This is a genomic window from Dietzia sp. CH92 (assembly GCF_032248695.1).
GTDB lineage: Bacteria > Actinomycetota > Actinomycetes > Mycobacteriales > Mycobacteriaceae > Dietzia.
On the sequence record NZ_JAVHXC010000003.1, the window covers coordinates 430,338 to 447,053 of the forward strand.

Here is a 16,716-nt window from a genome sequence, read left to right on the forward strand (position 1 = left end):
GTTCAGCCGCGGTGGACGTCCAGGAACTCCACTATTCCGGCCGCCACCTCGGTCGGCCGTTCCTCGGGCGCGAAGTGCCCGCACCGCTCGATGAGTCGCAGGTCGCTGCCCGGGATCGCGGACTGCAACCGGCGCGCCCAGTCGGTGACCTGCCAGGTGTCGTCGGCGCCCCACAGCAGCTGCACTGGCACCTGTCCCAGTCGGTCGAGGCGGTCGGAGATCTCGAGCGTGTGCCGGGGGTCGTAGTGGGCGACCTGGTGCCGGAAGAAGCTCGGCTGACCGATCGGCCCGCTGATGAGGTCGAGGTAGACGTCGAGCGCGTCGGGGTCGAAGTTGGCCGGGTCGCTGTGCGTGGACAGCAGCCAGTCGCGGAAGTGCTCGCGGTGTTCGGCGTGGGGTGTGCGCTCGAGTTTCTCGAGGCCGGCGGCCATCTGCTGGCGGGTCCGCTCGGAGGGGTAGCTGTCGAAGCTGACCACGTCGATGAGGGTCAGGGACCGCAGTCGCTCGGTCGACCGCACGCCGAACCGCTGGGCGATCCCGCCGCCGATGTCGTGGGCGACCAGGTGGAACGTGTCGAGCCCCCATTCGTCCAGGAGGCCCTCCAGGACGGCGACCTGCCCGGTGATCGACGTGTCGACCTCCGGGTCCGGCGGCCGCTCGGACAGGCCGTAGCCCAGTAGGTCGAAGACGTGGGTGCGGTACCCGGCCTCGGTGAGACCGGGGACCACGCCCCGCCAGATGTACGACGACGAGGGCGTTCCGTGGATGAGGACGACGGGTTCGCCCTCGCCGTGGATGCCGAACCTGATCCGGTGGCCGTCGGTGACGGCGTCGCGGTCGACGATGTGCTGCGCCGGCACCGGCTCAGCCGAGGTCGGACACGATGCGCTTGGCCAGTTCCTCGGAGGACTGCGGGTTCTGGCCGGTGTAGACGTTGCGGTCCACCACGACGTGCGAGCCCCACGGCTCCGCGGCCTTGGAGTAGTTCGCCCCCAGCTCGACGAGCTTGTCCTCGAGCAGCCAGGGCGCGTTGGCGGCCAGGCCGACCTGCTCCTCCTCGTCGTTGGAGAACCCGGTCAGCTCGTAGCCCGCGAACGGCGAGGAGGACGGATCGTCGGACGCGGCGAGCACCGCGGCCGGCGCGTGGCACAGGAGCGCGACGTGCTTGCCCTCGCTCACCCGCTCCCGGAGGATCGCCCCGGAGGTCTGGTCCACGGCGAGGTCCTCCAGCGGGCCGTGCCCGCCCGGGTAGAACACCACGTCGAACTCGTTGTGGTCGACGCTCGCAAGGTCGGTCGGTGCCTCGAGGACCGGGGCGAGTCGCTCGAGTGCGGCCTTCACCTTCTGCAGGGTCTCGGGGTCGCCGGCGCCCTCGTCGAGGCTGGCCTGGTCGACGGTGGGGGCGCGGCCGCCCGGCGTGGCCACGGTGACGGACCAACCGGCGTCGGTGAACTCCTCGTAGGGGGCCACGAACTCCTCGGCCCAGAAGCCCGTCGGGTGCTGGGAACCGTCCTTGAGTGTCCAGTGGTCGGCTGCGGACAGGATCATCAGTACGTTCGCCATGGGCGCGACCCTACGGATCTCGGGCGACCTCGCAACTGGTCGTTCTGCGGCTCCCCGTTCGTGACCTCAACCACAAAGAAGTATATCTTCACCGTTGCTTCATGTGATGAAAGATGACATCAGCGGTGTCGCGACCAGCGCTTTTGTGCCTCATCAAATGTTGGCGACGTATCAGCAGGTCAGAATGCCCGCGGACCCTACAGGTGCTTAGGGAGCAAAACGTTGAGGGGCGGTGTGGGGAGCCTTAGCGTTCACGCCGCATGAGCTGAGCGGCTCACGCGAGTCGAGGGGTGACCCAGGCCCCTTCCTGTGTATCGAAGGAGTTCTCGTTGGCCACCCAGCCCTCCCTACTCCGTCGTACCGCTCCGCTCGCCGTCCTGACCGGACTGGCTCTCTTGGGGTTCTCGGCAGGGGCGGGAACCGCATGGATGACTGAGGCGACCGCCTCGGCATCCACGAACCACCGCGCGGACCCCTCCGTCGCGCAGGCGGGGTTGACCTCGCCGACGACGGTCAGCCCGACGTCGACTGCGGCGGCCACAGCCACCCCGGCGACATCAACGGCTCGGGTAGACGCCAAGCCTCCCGAGTCCTCGAGATCCGAGGAATCCTCGCCCAGGCCGGCGCCCACACCCGCGCCAGCCCGGCCGCCGGCGGTCCAGGCGCCAGTGGTCCCGGTACAGCCAGCAGCACCGGCTCCGTACCGGCCCGCCCCGGCGCCCGCTCACCCACCTGCACCGCCCGCACCGGCACCCGCGCCAGCAGTTCCCGAAACTCTCACCATCGACCTCGGCGGCCGCGGCGGGATTGTCCCGCAGGCCCCGATCCCACCAAAACAACTCCAAATCGGCTAGCGGCTAACCGGCTGCGAGCTGATCACTTCACAAAGTAGAGGAGAACCACCATGGACCCGATCTCGCTGCTCATCGCCACGATGATCGCCAATACCGCCATCCCCGCAGGGGCCGCGTCCGCCGCTCCCGCTCTAGCGGGCGCGGCTACTGCCGTGGCCACAGCCCCTGCGTGGGCGGTTCCTGCTGGAATCGTCGGCACCGGTGCCGCGGCCGGGGGGTCAGCCGCCCTCGGAGCAGGAGCAGGTGTCGTGGCGAACAGCCCTCACGCTGCCACCGGCATCGAGAACGCATTTCATGAAGCAATGAACAACGCCAAAGACACTGCTGCGGGGTCCATTAACAACATGAACATCCCGGGAGTCCCCTACATCACGTTCAACTGACCTGGCGTCGAGGCCTAGGCCCAGCTGCGGTCACGACCGAGACCCAGATCTGATCGCAGTGCCGCCCTCTCCCCCACACCCCACCGGGTAGAGGGCGGCACTGTTTTAATTGGCCCGTGACCAGCGTGACCTTCCTCCAGCAGACCGCCGCCGACCAGGTGCGGCCGGCCGAGCGCGCCGATCTCACGATCTCCCGCGTCTTCCCCGCCGAGCCCACCTTCAACGAGCGGATGTACCGCGAGATCGGCGGAGACTGGAGCTGGACCGACCGCCTCGAGTGGACGCCCGGGCGATGGGACTCCCATTGCTCCGACCCCTGCGTCAGCACCCTCCGGGCGAGCCTCGACGACGAGGTCCTCGGCTACGCGGAACTGCGCATGAGCCCGTGCGACGACACGGTCGCCGGGGATCCTCTGACCGACGGTCCCCCTGAGGACGGTGTCGACGTGGAGATCGTCTACTTCGGCTTGCTACCCGCCTTCGCCGGCCGCGGCCTGGGCGGCTGGTTCCTCTCCGAGGTCTGCCGCATCGCCTGGAACGTCCCCGGCTGCCGCCGCGTGTGGCTGCACACCTGCGAGGACGACTCCCCCGCCGCCATCCCCAACTACCTGGCCCGCGGGTTCGTCGAATACGCCCGGTCGGACGCCGGCTGCCCGGCCTGCTCCACCTGATCCGCTGAGCCGGATCGGCTCACTGCTCGGTCAGCCGACTCAGCGCCCGCCCGCTCATCCGGGAGACCAGCCTCTCCGAGACCGCGCCGAAGGCCTGCAGCTCGTCGTCGTCAACTCCCTCGAACAACCAGTCGGCGAGGCCGACGCGCGCCGTCACCACCTCATCCACGATCCGGCGCGACTTCTCCGTCAGGCTCACCAACCGCACCCTCCGGTCATCCGGCGGCATCGTCCGCTCCACGTGGCCACTCGCCACCAGACCGTCCACCAGCGCCGTCACCTGGCGCGGCGAACAATCGAGGTACGTCGCCAGCTCGACCTGCTTGCACTCCCCCTGCAGGCCAAGCACGAACAGCAGCTCCAGCCGCGGCACGGTCAGCCCATAATTCGCCGCCGCGTGCGCGATGTGCCCCGACATCTGCTCCGCCAACATCAGAGCGCGGTCGAGAATCTCGCTCCGGGATAGTGCCACGTGTATATAGTTACCACCATTCACGGTTTCATCCCCGCCGGGGGCCGGTGGGGACCAGTCCCAGGAGACACCATGGACGTGACCATCCCGGCAGGCTTCGACTTCACCGACCCGGACCTGTTCCAGAAACGGCTCCCGCACGACGAGTGGCGCCAGCTCAGGAAGACACAGCCCATCCACCGCGTCAACAAGCGTCCCGGCTCCGACGGGTTCGACGACGACCACTACTGGCTGGTCACCAGGCACGCCGACGTCAAGGAGATCTCCCGCCTGACCGGCGAGATCTTCTCCGCGGGGGAGAACACGATGATCCCGCGGTTCGCCGAGGGCACGCCGCGCGAGATCATCGAGGCCCAGCGCGCCATGCTCGTCAACGAGGACGGCGAGATCCACAAGAAGCACCGCCGGATCATCTCCCGCGGCTTCACGCCGCGCGGGGTCGCCGGCATGCGCGACGAGCTCGCCGACCGGGCGCGGAAGATCGTCACCGCCGCCGCTGAGGCCAACGCGGACGACTTCGTCACCGCCATCGCGTCCGAGCTGCCGCTGCAGGCGATCGCCGACCTGCTGGGCGTCCCGCAGGAGGACCGGCACAAGATCTTCGAGTGGTCCAACATCATGACCAGCTACGACGCCGGCGTCGACCCGGACGCGCCCGCCATCGCCTCCATGGAGCTCATCGGCTACGCCAACGCCATGGCCGAGGACCGGGCGGCCAACCCGCGCGACGACATCGTCACCAAACTCGTCCAGGCCGACGTCGACGGCGAACACCTCTCCGCCGACGAGTTCGGCTGGTTCGTCACCCTCCTCGCCGTCGCGGGCAACGAGACCACCCGCAACGCCACCACCCACGGCATGGTCGCGATGCTCGAACACCCCGACCAGTGGGAGCTGTTCAAGCGCGAGCGGCCCGAGACCGCCTACGACGAGATCCTGCGCTGGGCCTCGCCGATCACCCAGTTCCAGCGCACCGCCATGGAGGACACCGAGATCGGTGGGGTATCCATCGCCAAGGGCGACCGCGTGCTGATCTGCTACGGGTCGGCGAACTTCGACGAGGACGTCTTCGCGGACCCCTTCACGTTCGACATCCTGCGCGATCCCAACCCGCACGTGACGTTCGGCGGCCAGGGCCCGCACTACTGCCTCGGCGCGAACCTGGCGAAGATGCAGCTCGAGCTGATCTTCAACGCCGTCGCCGACCACCTGCCCGATCTCACCGCGCTCGGCGACCCCACGCGCCTGCGCTCCGGATGGCTCAACGGCCTGACCCAGTGGAAGGTCGACCTGGGAGTGTGCCCCGTGGCGCGCTGACCCGCCCGCGCGCTCAGCCCAGCCAGGCCTGCAGCAGCATGTACGTCGCGGTGCCCAGCACGATGCTCGCCGCCGCGCGCCGGAACGCCAGGTGCACGCCCAGGGTCAGCACGAGGGCGACCGCCGCCGGCACCCACGACCCGATCTCCGCCGTGGTGTCCCGCAGGGTGTAGACCACCAGCACCACCATGACGCCGGCGGGCATCGTCCGCCCCAGGTATCGCACGACCCCCGAGTCGCGGAGTCGGGTGAGGGCGACGAACGGGGCCGCCCGCAGCGCCACGGTCACCAGGAACATCACACCCAGACCGGCGAGCAGGTAGGCGGTCCCGGGTACGGCGGTCATGAGCCGCCCCCACCGGGCCGCGCTGCACGATCCCCGCGGCCGGTCCACGCGTAGCGCACCAACAGCGCCGCCACGAACGCGCACAGCCCCACGATGAGCATCTGGTCGGGCGCGACCACGGCCGCGACGAGACCACACAGCAGGCCGATCACCGGCGCGGGCAGGTCACCCGACGAGCGCCACGCGTCCACCGCCAACACCGCGAACAGTGCGGTCAGCGCGAACTGCAGACCGTCCAATCCCTCGGGCAGGGCGGTGCCGACGAGCGCGCCGATCACGCCCGGGACCACCCACAACGACTGACAGGTGATCGCGATGGTCAGCGTCCGCACGCCGGTCATCTCCGTGCGCCGCTTGGTGGCGGTGATCGCGTACACCTCGTCGGTGAGTGCGTACACGGCGTACAGCCGCCCGAGGCGCGAGCGGATGGCCTCGAGCGGGAAGCTCAGGCCGTAGAAGACGTGGCGGAAGTTCACCAGGAACGCCGCGGCGGCCAGCGAGTACAGCGGGGTGACGGCGGTGAGCAGGCCGATCGCCAGGAACTCCATCGAGCCGGCGTAGATCACCAGGGAGAACACGGGCGCCCACCACCAGTCGAAACCGGCCTGGGTGAGCAGCACCCCGAACGCCAGCCCCAGCGGCACCAACCCGAGTCCGACGGTCGAACAGTCGGCCAGACCCTTGCGGATCTCTGCGCTGGTGGAGGGGCTGGTCGACACGCCGGGCAGTCTAGCCAGCCACGTTTCGGTATCACCCCCGACCGAGGCCTTCCGCCGACGCACCGGCGGGCGCACACTCTCAGGGTATGAGCGCACATCAGCCCGGCTCGACCCCCGCGCCGACCGTCTGGCACTGCTTCCGGTGCGCTGACGCGCGTCGGGAGATCGACTGGCTGGTCAGCACCCTGGGGTTCGTCGAGACGGCCTGCTACTCGGAGGGCGATCTGGTGACCCACGCGGAGCTTCTGTGGCCGGAGGGCGGGGGAGTGATGCTCGGTGACGCGGGGCGGGGAGCGGACGACCCGCACGCCACGCCCACCGGGACGGGGCTCGCCTACATGGTGACCGCCGATTCCGAGGCGGTGTACCGCAGGGCGGTGGAGTCCGGGGCCGACGTGGTGCTGGAGCTGCGCGACACCGACTACGGCGACCGGACCTTCTCCGTCCGCGACCCGGAGGGCAACGTGTGGTCGGTGGGTCAGTACCGCGGCGAGCCCCTGCCCTGACCGGCGGGGCCGGGCTCCGGGCGGTCGACTGCCGCACGCGGAGGCGTCAGGCGCGGCCCTGGTCGGCGGCCGGCACGAGCGGGATCGCCAGCGCCGCGATCACTGCCGCGCCGGCGAACACCGGCCAGTAACCGACCGCGTCGATCGCGGCGGCGACCAGGGGAGTGGACGCCGAGATCGCCACGAACTGGGCGGTGTTCTGCACTCCGAGCGCGCGGCCGCTCCACCGCGGGCCGGCGTACTCGGCGACGGCGGTGAACGCCAGCCCGTTGTCGGAGACCGAGAGCACGGTGGCGACCACGCCCAGCGTGACGGCGACGGCCCCGGGTGCGCCCAGCGCCTCGGCCACAGCCAGGGCGGCCAGACCCCCGGTGACCGAGATCGCCACGCCGCGGATGGGTGTCACGCGGGATCCGACCCTGTCCGAGACCGCGCCCGCGACGATCCGCGCCACCGCGCCGAGGACCTGGCTCACCGTCACCACGACGCCCGCCGACACCGCCGACCAGCCGTGTCCCAGCACGAGCCAGGTCAGCAGGAACGCCTGCAACATCCCCTGGGGCAGGACGAGGAGCACGGACACGCCGTGGACGCGGTAGAGGTAACCGGCGTCGCGGTAGGGCGAACCGTCCGTCGCCGCGCCACCCACCGCGTCACCATCAGCGCCTGACACCGCGCCACCCACCGCCTCGCCGCCCGCGTCGCGCGTGGCCTCGGGTCGGGGCGGATCGGTGACGACGACGAGGGCCGCGACCGCCGAGACCACGGCCATCGCCAGGGGCAGCGCGAACGCCGCGCCCAGACCGTACGACTGCGCGAGCAGCGGCATGGTCATCGCGGCGACCGCGGATCCGGCCGGCTGCGACATCTGCCGGACGCCCATGGCGAGCCCGCGGCGCCCGGCCGGGAACCAGCTCACGACCAGCCTGCCGCTCGCCGAGTTCCCCGAGGCGGTGAAGGCACCGGTGACCAGCAGCAACACCGCCAACACCGCGAACGAGTCCACGAAGAGCGCCGCGGTGAGGGTGACGGCCGCACCGACCGACCCGTCGACCAGGACGAGCTTCTCCCCGGCGCGGTCGACGAGCCAGCCCCACGCGATGAGCGCCGCGGCCATGCCGACCAGTGGCATCGCGACCAGGACGCCGCCCTGCGAGAGGGACAGTCCCATGACGGTCGTGAGGTGGGGGAGCAGGAAGCCGACGCCGATCACGAACGCCGATCCGGACGCCGCGACGAACGTCGCCACGGCCAGCACCAGCCAGTGCCGGGCCGTCACCGTCATCGACTCACCGTCTACCGTCTCCACCAGCGGAAGCCTATGCCAGCGCCCAGAATACGGAAACCAAATCCCGCACTATGAGACGAACCGAGGAAGCTGTGTCAGTTGACCTCGCCGTCCTGCAGGTAGGTGGCGTACAGGGGTAGCGGCATCTCCTGGCGCCGCAGGACGGCGCCCCACACGTCGACGCGGGCGGGGGCGAGCAGGTCGCTGGGCAGGCTGGGGGCGACGTACCAGTCTCCGCGGTCGAGCTCGTCCTGCAGTTGTCCGGGCGCCCAGCCGGTGTACCCGACGAACACCCGCATGCCCTCGACGTGCTCGAGCAGGAGATCGGGGTCGCTGTCGAGGTCCACCACGTGGACGCGGCCCTCGATCTGCTGGAGCCCGCTGAACCGGTGGCCGTCGACGCCGGCGCTCAGCACGACCAGGGCGATGCCGGTGTCGGGTTTGACGGGCCCCCCGATGTGGAACACGGCCGGGGGAGCGCACAGTTCGGACCAGGCGGGCAGGATCTCCCCGACGTCGGTCTCGCTGCGCCGGGTGATCACCACGCCCAGCGACCCGGAATGGTCGTGTTCGATCATGTAGATGATCGCGCGGCGGAAGTTGGGGTCCGGCATGTCGGGCGCGGCGATGAGCAGCGAACCGGCGACGGGATCCCGCTTGTCCATGGCGTCGTAGAGTCGGTCGCCGAACAGGCCGCCGCCGCTCAGATCGTCCGGTCCCGTGTCCATGTCCCCATGATGCCCCCGTCGCCGCCGGGCCACACGCGCGTCCCCTCGATCGGGTTTCGTCGACGCGACCGGCGCACGCGGGTCGGGCGCCCGGGGCCGGCGGATACGGTGGCTCTCGTGACCTCCCCGACCGCTGACCCGGCCGCCTCCGCACGCCGTCGACTGACCGCCGCCCTCCGCGAGTCCGACGGTCTCGGCCGGTTGTCGACGGCGCGGTTGGCGGCGTTGCTCAGCGAGGGCATCCACCAGGCCGCGCTGGGTGGGATCGTGCTGTTCAGCCCCGAGTCGGGGACGACGCCCGCGGCGATCGTGGGCGGGTTCGCGGTGATGCTGCTGCCCTATTCGATCGTCGGGCCGTTCGCCGCGGCCGCGTTGGACCGGTGGGACCGCCGCGTCGTGGTGGCCGTGGCCGCGCTGGTGCGCACGCTCGCGATCGTGGCGACCATCGCGCTCATCGCGGCCGGCGCCGTCCACACTGGCCCCGGTCTGGCGGTGCTCTTCGCATTGTCGCTGGTGGCGATCGGTCTCGGTCGACTCATCAACACCGGGATGACCGCCGCGATGCCCAAGGTGGTCCCGGACCGCATCCTCGCCGCCACCAACTCGGTCCTGGTGACGGTGGGGTCGGTCATCACCGCTGTGGGTGCGGTCGCGGCGTTCGCGGTGCTCGCGGTCCTGGGCGCGGGCGACTCCGCCGTCTCGTGGACCCTGGTGCCCTCCGTCATCACCGCGTTGGTCGGGGTCTGGGCGGTGCTCGCCCTCCCGCGCCGCCACCTGGGACCCGACGACGACGAGCTCCTCTCCGGCCCTGACCGGGCGGTTGCCCGGCATGCCGTCCGGGCGTTCACCGGGGGACTGGCCGAGGGCGTCCGGGCGGCCCGGTCCTCGGCCCTGGTGTGGGTGTCGTTGACCGGCGTGACGCTCGGTCGGGCCGCGTTCGGGATCACGACGATGCTGGCGATCCTGCTGTTGCGCGACGCCGAATCCGCGGGGTCGGGGGGCCCTGTCATCGCCGGCATGGGCGGGTTCGGGCTGCTGTCGGCGGCGGTGGCCGCGGGCATGGGTCTGGCCGCGGTCGTCACCCCGTGGGCCATCGCCCGGTCCCGTCGCGTCCTCGTGGTGGCCGCCGGCGCGGCGGTGTCCGCGGTCGCGCAGTCGGCGGTGGGCCCGACCCTCGACCCGATGACGCTCGTCGTGGGCGCGGTGGCGATCGGGCTGGGCGCACAGATCGTCAAGCTGGTGGCCGACAACGCCATGCAGACCGACGTCCCCGACGCCCGCCGCGGTGGCGTGTTCGCCCTGCAGGACGCGCTGTTCAACTCGGCGTTCGTCGTGGGCATGGTCGCGGTGTGGCCGTTCGTGCCGACCGACGGCCGTTCGGTGGCGTTGATGCTGGTCCCGGCCGCGTTGTACGCCGCCGCGGCCGTGATCGCGATGGTGGTGGCCACGCGCTCAGGAGCCGAGACCGAGCGAGCCCGCCCCGATCGAGCCGCCGCCCACTGAACCACCGCCCACCGAGCCCGCGCCTAGCGACCCGGCGCCGACCGAGCCACCGCCCACCGAGCCGCCGCCGACGGAACCGGCGCCGAGGCCTCCCGCCCCGATCGACCCCGCACCCACCGACCCCGCCGCCGCCGAACCCGCGGCCGCGGAACCCGCCGCCACATCCGCCACCGATCCCGGGTCGATGTGCGGCACCTCGATCCGCGGGAGCTCGATGTGGGGCAGCGCGAAGTCCGGCAGTTCGATGCGCGGGGGCTCGAACGGCAGGGCGGCGTCGAGGCGACCGTCGCCGTTCGCGTCCGCGACCGACAGCCACCCCCCGTCGGCCTCGACGGTGATCGACCCGTCGTGCTCGACGACCGGCGGCGCCGGGTCGGGGACCGTGCCGCCCTGCACCGGCGGCTGCGGCTGCGGCTGCGAGGGATCGGGCTCGGTGACCGGGGGAGTGGACCATCGGGCGGAGTCCGTGGCCGCCGCCGACCCGTGGTGGATCGCGCCGATCGCGTCGGACAGCAGGGATCCCCAGTCCGGCAGCTCACCCAGGGACTGCGTCCCGGCGGCGATCGCATCGGATCCCGCGGCCACGGCACCGTCCAGCAGGCCGGATCCGTGCGCGCCGGCGGCGATCGAACCGGCCGCCAGCGCCCCGGCGCCGACGGAGCCGAGGCCGGCCGAACCGAGGCCACCGCCCGCGGACCCGACACCCACCGAGCCGCCCCCCACCGAGCCCGCGCCGAGCGACCCGACGCCGACGGATCCCGCGCCCACCGAGCCCGCGCCCACCGAGCCGCCGCCCACCGACCCCGCGCCGATCGCACCCGCCGCGAGCGCCCCTGCCGCGCCCGCGTGCACGTTCCACACGCCGCGGTTGCCGTCGTCGGCGTAGGCGACCTGCCCCGCCGCGCCGACGTCCGTCACCACCCGGTCCGCGGTCCCGTCGAGGTCCGAGTCCCAGAGGGCGTCATCGGCGTGCCCGTCGCCGTCGAAGTCCAACCACAGCGCGTCGGGCGCGCCGGTTCCGAGGGTGAGGTCGGGCTCGCCCTGCCACTGCGTCGGCTGACCGACGCCGTCTCCGAAGAAGTAGTCCATGCGCTGATCGTGTCCCGCAGCGGCCCGCCCGACCAGTATCGCCGACGGATCTGTGGAGAGCGCGGGGAGTTGTCCACAGGCCGCCCGCCGGGCTTGACGCCTCTCCGCTCGCCGCGCAGGCCTTGCCGCGGCGGCTCGGCGGGGTCTTGCGGCCGCGCGCTCTACCGTCGAGTGGTCACAAACGCGCACGTTTTTCCAGGTCGCCGGGGTCGAATCCGCGCGTTTGTGACCCCTCGACGAGCGAGCCCGGGCGGTCGTCCGGAAGGGAGGCGCGGGGCGGGCACGGCAGCGTCGGACCGACGGGCCCAGCAGGCCGGGCCGAGCCCAGCAGGCCGGGCCGAGCCCAGCAGGCCGGGCCGGGGCAGACCGAACCGGGCCGGGCCGAGCCCAGCAGGCCGGGCCGAGTGCGGTCAGCGGGCGATCGCGTGGTCGAGCAACGCGGGCCGCTCCGGGTCACCGCCGAGATCCGGTCGGCCGAGCCGCGCCGCCCGCAGTCCGAGCACCACCAGGAACACGAGTGCCCAGATGAGGTAGGCATTGCCGACGAGATGCTGGAGCGGACCCCAGCCCAGTTCGCGTCCGTCGCTGTTCGGCACCCACCACTGCGGCGTCCCCAGGAAGATCACCACGCCACTGCCGGCCATCCCGAGCCAGACGCGCTCGTCGTCGTCGTCCCGTCGACCCGCACGGTCCGCCCACACCAGGGTGAGCACGACCGCCGGCACCGCCCACACCCAGTGGTGACCCCACGACACGGGCGAGCAGAACAACGCGACGTGCCCCACGGCGACGGCCGCGGCGACCTCCTGGCCGGAGCGCAGGAGCCGCCACGCGACCCACGCGATCCCGAGCCCGATCGTCGCGGCCACCAGGAACCACGCGGCGGACGCCGCGGTGTCCTCGAGTCCGAACCGGTAGACCACCCCGTTGACCGACTGGTTGGACGTGAACGCCAGGCCGCCGATCCGCTCGGGGTCCCGGATGGCGAAGCTCCAGTAGCGGGCCGAGTCGTCGGGCGCGAGCAGGTGCCCGATGCCGGTGAAGGCGAGCGCCGAGACCACCGCCGTCGCCAGCCCGCGCCAGTCGCGCCGCAGGAAGAAGTACAGCAGGAACACGGCCGGCGTGAGCTTGATGGCCATGGCCAGGCCGGTGAGGATCCCGCCCCACCAGCGCCCGCGACCGCGGATCACGTCGACCAGGACGAGCGCCATGAGGAAGACGTTGACCTGGCCGAACCCGATCGTCTCGCGCACCGGGCCGAACCACAGCGCCACCGCCATGACCGCGCCGGTGAGCCACCACAGCTCGCGCGCGGGCCGCTCGCACGTCCGCGTGAGCACCAGCTGCACCACGAGCGCCAGGACCGCGATGGTCGCGAGGGTGATGAGCGCGGACGCCACCGGCAGCGGCACCAGGGTGAGCAGCGAGAAGATCTGGGCCGACAGCGGGGGATAGGTGAACGGCAGGTGGGCGCCCTCCGCGAGTTGCGGCAGCTCGCCGTACAGTTCGCCGCCGTCGCGGAACACCTGCCCGCCGACGCGGTACACATCGAGGTCGATGCGGTACGGCGGGATCTGCTGCAGGCCGGGGATCCCGACCGTGTGCACCAGCGTGCCGATCAGGGCGAGGGCGACGACGACGAGCCTGCCGACCGCCGAGGAGAGGTAGCGGTCGACCGCCCTGCCGATCACGCCGGGTCGCCCTTCTGCCGGTCGGTGTCCGGTTCCCCGGAGGGCCCGCTCCCGCCGTTCTGCTCCGCCCACCACTTCCGGAGTTCGGCCTCGGCCTCGTCCCGGTCGAGCGGGCCGCGGTCCAGGCGCAGTTCCTTGAGGAACGACCAGGCGCGTCCGACGTCGGGTCCGGGCTTGAGGTCGAGAAGTCTCATGATCTCGTTGCCGTCGAGGTCCGGGCGGACCCGGGCGAGGTCCTCCTTCTCCTCGATCTCGGCGATCCGCCTCTCCAGCGAGTCGTAGTTGGCCTGCAGCTTGGCCGCGCGGCGCTTGTTGCGGGTCGTGCAGTCGGCGCGCACCAGGCGGTGCAGGCGGGGCAGCAGGTGTCCTGCGTCGGAGACGTAGCGCCGCACGGCCGAGTCGGTCCACTGCCCCTCGCCGTACCCGTGGAACCGCAGGTGCAGGAACACGAGCCCCGAGACGTCCTCGACGACCTGCTTGGGGTACTTCAGCGCCCGCATCCGCTTGCGGACCATCTTGGCGCCGACCACCTCGTGGTGGTGGAACGTCACGCCGCCGCCGGGCTTGGCCGCCCGGGTGGCCGGCTTGCCGATGTCGTGCAGCAGCGCGGCCCAGCGCAGGACGAGGTCCGGGCCCTCGGGCTCGAGGTCGATGGCCTGCTTGAGCACGGTCAGCGAGTGCCAGTACACGTCCTTGTGCTGCATGTGCTCGTCCCGCTCGAGCTTCATGCCGGGGACCTCCGGCAGCACGTGGTCGGCCAGACCGGTCTCGCACAGCATGTTGATGCCGTCGATGGGGTACTCGCCGAGGATGGTCTTGTCGAGTTCGGTGCGGACGCGTTCGACGGTGATGCGGTCGATCTCGGCCGTCATCTCCGTCATGGCCCGGAACACGCGCGGCGCGAGGGTGAACCCGAGCTGGGAGACGAACCGGCAGGCGCGGAGCATGCGCAGCGGGTCGTCGGCGAACGACTGCTCGGGCTCGGCCGGGGTGTCGAGCACGCCGGCCAGCAGCGCGTCCATCCCGTCCAGCGGGTCGACGAACTCATGACGTCCGTCCGGGTGCAGCCGCACCGCCATGGCGTTGACGGTGAAGTCGCGCCGCACCAGGTCGCCGGAGAGGGTGTCGCCGTAGACGACCTCCGGGTTGCGGGTGACCCCGTCATAGGAGTCGGATCGGAACGTGGTGATCTCGATCTGCTGCTCGATCCCGTCCGCGTCCTTCTTCACCGCCGAGAGAGTGCCGAACTCGATCCCGGTGTCCCACACCGCGTCCGCGTAGCGGTCGAGGATCCCGCGGACGGTCTCCGGGCGGGCGTCGGTGGTGAAGTCCAGATCCGTGCCGAGACGACCGAGCACCGCGTCGCGGACGCTCCCGCCCACGAGGTAGAGCTCGTGCCCGGCCTCACCGAACGCCGAGGCCAACGGGGACAGCACGTCGGCCAGCTGGTTGAGGGTCGTCTGCGCGCCGGCCAGCAGCCGGATCCGACGGGCCTCCACCTCAGCCGGGTCGGGCCGGGCGCCCGGACCGTCCTGCAGACCCGAGAACACCGCCGCGTCATGCCGGTCGGAGGCGGCACGGGTGCCGGCGCCGCGGCTGCTCGCGGCGCTGCGGTCGGGGGTCGGTCTGCGGGCTGTCACGGCGCTGACTTTACCGACTGGGTACGACGGTCCCCGAGCCGCTCGCTCCGGCCGGCCGCGCCCGCATGCCGGCGCACACGGACCCCTGACGCCCCGGATGAGCAATCCTCCAGCACAACCACCCCCCGGGTGCGCTGCCTCGGTGACCTACGCTGCCCGGGTGCTCGACAACCCGGGGCCTGCGCTGGGGAAATGGACCACAGACGCAGCGTGAGTCGGAGAGGCAGCATGACTGAGGCCGGGTGCGCTGGCGCGATGCCCACGGCCCCGCCGCACTCAGCGCGCCGCCCGCAGCCGCCGTCCGCCGGTCTCAGTCGGCCGCGACCCCCTTGGACCACAACGGCTCGACGGCCTCGACCTCCGGCGGCCCGCTCAGCAGGTCCCCCGACTCCTCGAGATACCGCAGGTAGGCGGGGTTGCCGAGGAACTCCTGCGCGGCGGCCGCGTCCCGGTAGTGCTGGAACACGACCATGACGTCCGGGTCGACGTACGAGGCGCAGAGGACGTAGGCGCGGTGCCCGTCGTTGGCCCGGACCGCCTCGGGCATGTGCCGCCGCCACACCTCGATCAACTCGTCGCGACGTCCCGGCTTGGCCCGGTGTCGCAGGACCAGGGCGTGCGCGGGCGGGCCAGAGCTCATACAGCGGACTCTAGCCGGGCCCGGGGTGCAGGTAGCGCCGCACTCGGAACTCCTCCCGCACCCCTGTGACGTGTTACGTGAGTGGCCTAGAGTGACGGGTGTGCCTCGTCGTCGTCGTCACCCCCTGAGCGGCCACCCCCACCCGCGCCGCACCGCCGCCACCCGCGCGCCCCTCCGCGCCGCCAGTCTCGCGCCCCTCCGCGCCGCCACCCTCGCGCCCGTCCGCGCCGCCGCCGTCCGCACCACCACCCTGGCCGCGCTGATCGCCCTCACCGGCGCCCTCCTCCCGCTCACCACCCCGGCGCCCGCCGCGGCGCGGCCCACCGGCGTCGACACCTCCACCGCGCTGGGCTTCACCACCGCGCCGCGCCCCACGGCCCCGCCGCCCGCCGACACCTCGCGCCCGCAGGTCCTGCGCGTCCAGCCCGTCGCCGGCCGCAAAGTCCTCGCCGACGTGTGGTCCCCCGCCATGAACAGAGCCGTCCCCACGTTCGTGCTGCTGCCCGCGCACCCCGCGCCGGCGCCGCTGCTCCTCCTGCTCAACGGCGTCGGCGGGGGAGAGGACCACGTCGGCTGGGCCTACCACACCGACTACCAGGACTTCTTCGCCGACAAGCACGTCCTCGTCGCCAGCCCCGAGGGCGGCCGGTTCAGCCTCTACACCGACTGGCAGCACCCCGACCCCGTCCTCGGCGTCAACAGCTGGCACACCTTCCTGGACTCCGAGCTGCCCGCCGCGCTCGCCGGCGCGTGGGCGCTGAACGGCACGCGCGGAGTCATCGGCGTCTCCATGTCGGGCGGCCCCGCCCTCACCCTCGCCGCCACCGGCCGCCACCACTACGCGGCCGCCGCGTCCCTGTCCGGGTTCCCCGAGGTCTCCACACCGCTCGGCCGCGCCGTGATGACCGCGATGGTCGCCCGCGGCGGCGGCAACATCCACAACGCCTGGGGCGGGCCCGGCGACCCCGCGTGGCTGGTCAACGACCCCTCCCACGACGTCGAACGGCTTCGCGGCACCGCCCTGTACCTCGCCTCGGCGCCCGGCAACCCCGGTCCCGACGACGCCGCCGACCTCGGCTCGGCCACCTTCGCCGTGGGCGCCCCCACCGAGTTCGCCGCCGACCTGGGCACCCGCCACATGGCCGACGCCCTGCGGGCCGGCGGAGTGCCGTTCACCTACGACCGCCACACCAGCGGCGCCCACACCTTCGGCCTGTTCTCCCGCGAACTGCGCGACTCCTGGCGCGTCGTGGGACCGGCACTCGGCGCCTGACCCACGCGCGGCCCCGCGCCGGGCCGCCGTGGA

At 72.0% G+C, this 16,716-nt stretch carries 17 protein-coding genes; 6 read left to right on the forward strand and 11 right to left on the reverse strand.

All coding sequences use genetic code 11. From position 1 onward, the window contains the following. Nucleotides 1-2: 2 nt before the first annotated feature. Together RWK90_RS08420 and RWK90_RS08425 are read right to left on the reverse strand one after the other, a co-directional pair. Nucleotides 3-860, reverse strand: a complete 858-nt coding sequence (locus RWK90_RS08420; RefSeq protein ID WP_314036712.1) for an alpha/beta hydrolase — start codon at nucleotides 858-860, stop codon at nucleotides 3-5. Nucleotides 861-864: 4 nt separating this feature from the next. Next, nucleotides 865-1,563 carry a type 1 glutamine amidotransferase domain-containing protein gene (locus RWK90_RS08425; RefSeq protein ID WP_314036714.1) on the reverse strand — a complete coding sequence of 233 codons (699 nt, stop codon included), beginning with the start codon at nucleotides 1,561-1,563 and terminating at the stop codon, nucleotides 865-867. 904 nt (nucleotides 1,564-2,467) lie between these two features. On the opposite strand from RWK90_RS08425, the gene RWK90_RS08430 reads away from it, so the two are divergent. Both RWK90_RS08430 and RWK90_RS08435 read left to right on the forward strand, forming a co-directional pair. Continuing rightward, entirely contained in the window at nucleotides 2,468-2,800 is a 333-nt protein-coding gene (locus RWK90_RS08430) for a hypothetical protein (RefSeq protein WP_314036716.1), read from the forward strand. Nucleotides 2,801-2,916: 116 nt separating this feature from the next. Continuing rightward, nucleotides 2,917-3,471, forward strand: coding sequence for a GNAT family N-acetyltransferase (locus tag RWK90_RS08435; protein WP_314036718.1), 555 nt, complete (start codon nucleotides 2,917-2,919; stop codon nucleotides 3,469-3,471). A gap of 19 nt (nucleotides 3,472-3,490) precedes the next feature. On the opposite strand, the gene RWK90_RS08440 is transcribed toward RWK90_RS08435, so the two are convergent. Further along, nucleotides 3,491-3,943 (reverse strand): MarR family transcriptional regulator, encoded by a 453-nt coding sequence (locus RWK90_RS08440; protein WP_314036720.1) that lies wholly within the window; start codon nucleotides 3,941-3,943, stop codon nucleotides 3,491-3,493. Nucleotides 3,944-4,015: 72 nt separating this feature from the next. Here RWK90_RS08440 and RWK90_RS08445 point away from each other — a divergent pair, with 72 nt between their 5' ends. Beyond that, nucleotides 4,016-5,260 carry a cytochrome P450 gene (locus RWK90_RS08445; RefSeq protein WP_314036722.1) on the forward strand — a complete coding sequence of 415 codons (1,245 nt, stop codon included), beginning with the start codon at nucleotides 4,016-4,018 and terminating at the stop codon, nucleotides 5,258-5,260. 13 nt (nucleotides 5,261-5,273) lie between these two features. On the opposite strand, the gene RWK90_RS08450 is transcribed toward RWK90_RS08445, so the two are convergent. Then, nucleotides 5,274-5,606 (reverse strand): AzlD domain-containing protein, encoded by a 333-nt coding sequence (locus tag RWK90_RS08450; RefSeq protein ID WP_314036724.1) that lies wholly within the window; start codon nucleotides 5,604-5,606, stop codon nucleotides 5,274-5,276. Next, nucleotides 5,603-6,325, reverse strand: coding sequence for an AzlC family ABC transporter permease (locus RWK90_RS08455; protein WP_314036727.1), 723 nt, complete (start codon nucleotides 6,323-6,325; stop codon nucleotides 5,603-5,605). The genes RWK90_RS08450 and RWK90_RS08455 overlap by 4 nt, the downstream gene beginning before the upstream one ends. An 86-nt stretch (nucleotides 6,326-6,411) precedes the next feature. Here RWK90_RS08455 and RWK90_RS08460 point away from each other — a divergent pair, with 86 nt between their 5' ends. Next, nucleotides 6,412-6,831 (forward strand): VOC family protein, encoded by a 420-nt coding sequence (locus RWK90_RS08460; RefSeq protein ID WP_314036729.1) that lies wholly within the window; start codon nucleotides 6,412-6,414, stop codon nucleotides 6,829-6,831. A 46-nt stretch (nucleotides 6,832-6,877) separates the two neighbouring features. On the opposite strand, the gene RWK90_RS08465 is transcribed toward RWK90_RS08460, so the two are convergent. Both RWK90_RS08465 and RWK90_RS08470 read right to left on the reverse strand, forming a co-directional pair. Continuing rightward, on the reverse strand, nucleotides 6,878-8,110 hold the full coding sequence (locus tag RWK90_RS08465; protein WP_396230302.1) for an MFS transporter: 1,233 nt from the start codon (nucleotides 8,108-8,110) through the stop codon (nucleotides 6,878-6,880). 104 nt (nucleotides 8,111-8,214) lie between these two features. Beyond that, nucleotides 8,215-8,847: a YqgE/AlgH family protein gene (locus RWK90_RS08470; RefSeq protein ID WP_314036733.1), complete on the reverse strand. Its 633-nt coding sequence runs from the start codon at nucleotides 8,845-8,847 to the stop codon at nucleotides 8,215-8,217. A gap of 117 nt (nucleotides 8,848-8,964) precedes the next feature. On the opposite strand from RWK90_RS08470, the gene RWK90_RS08475 reads away from it, so the two are divergent. Beyond that, on the forward strand, nucleotides 8,965-10,350 hold the full coding sequence (locus tag RWK90_RS08475; protein ID WP_314036735.1) for a hypothetical protein: 1,386 nt from the start codon (nucleotides 8,965-8,967) through the stop codon (nucleotides 10,348-10,350). Here RWK90_RS08475 and RWK90_RS08480 read toward each other — a convergent pair. The 4 genes from RWK90_RS08480 to RWK90_RS08495 form a co-directional block, all read right to left on the reverse strand. Further along, the gene (locus RWK90_RS08480) at nucleotides 10,300-11,439 is read right to left on the reverse strand and encodes a hypothetical protein (protein WP_314036737.1); all 1,140 of its coding nucleotides are present in this window, start codon (nucleotides 11,437-11,439) and stop codon (nucleotides 10,300-10,302) included. The two genes, RWK90_RS08475 and RWK90_RS08480, sit on opposite strands and share 51 nt — an antisense overlap. Before the next feature lie 410 nt (nucleotides 11,440-11,849). Continuing rightward, the gene (locus tag RWK90_RS08485) at nucleotides 11,850-13,130 is read right to left on the reverse strand and encodes a glycosyltransferase 87 family protein (RefSeq protein ID WP_314036739.1); all 1,281 of its coding nucleotides are present in this window, start codon (nucleotides 13,128-13,130) and stop codon (nucleotides 11,850-11,852) included. Beyond that, on the reverse strand, nucleotides 13,127-14,680 hold the full coding sequence (locus RWK90_RS08490) for a CCA tRNA nucleotidyltransferase (protein ID WP_314037114.1): 1,554 nt from the start codon (nucleotides 14,678-14,680) through the stop codon (nucleotides 13,127-13,129). The genes RWK90_RS08485 and RWK90_RS08490 overlap by 4 nt, the downstream gene beginning before the upstream one ends. A gap of 400 nt (nucleotides 14,681-15,080) precedes the next feature. Then, the gene (locus RWK90_RS08495) at nucleotides 15,081-15,410 is read right to left on the reverse strand and encodes an antibiotic biosynthesis monooxygenase (RefSeq protein WP_314036741.1); all 330 of its coding nucleotides are present in this window, start codon (nucleotides 15,408-15,410) and stop codon (nucleotides 15,081-15,083) included. Between the two features lie 100 nt (nucleotides 15,411-15,510). Here RWK90_RS08495 and RWK90_RS08500 point away from each other — a divergent pair, with 100 nt between their 5' ends. Then, nucleotides 15,511-16,683, forward strand: a complete 1,173-nt coding sequence (locus tag RWK90_RS08500) for an alpha/beta hydrolase family protein (RefSeq protein WP_314036743.1) — start codon at nucleotides 15,511-15,513, stop codon at nucleotides 16,681-16,683. Nucleotides 16,684-16,716 lie beyond the last annotated feature (33 nt).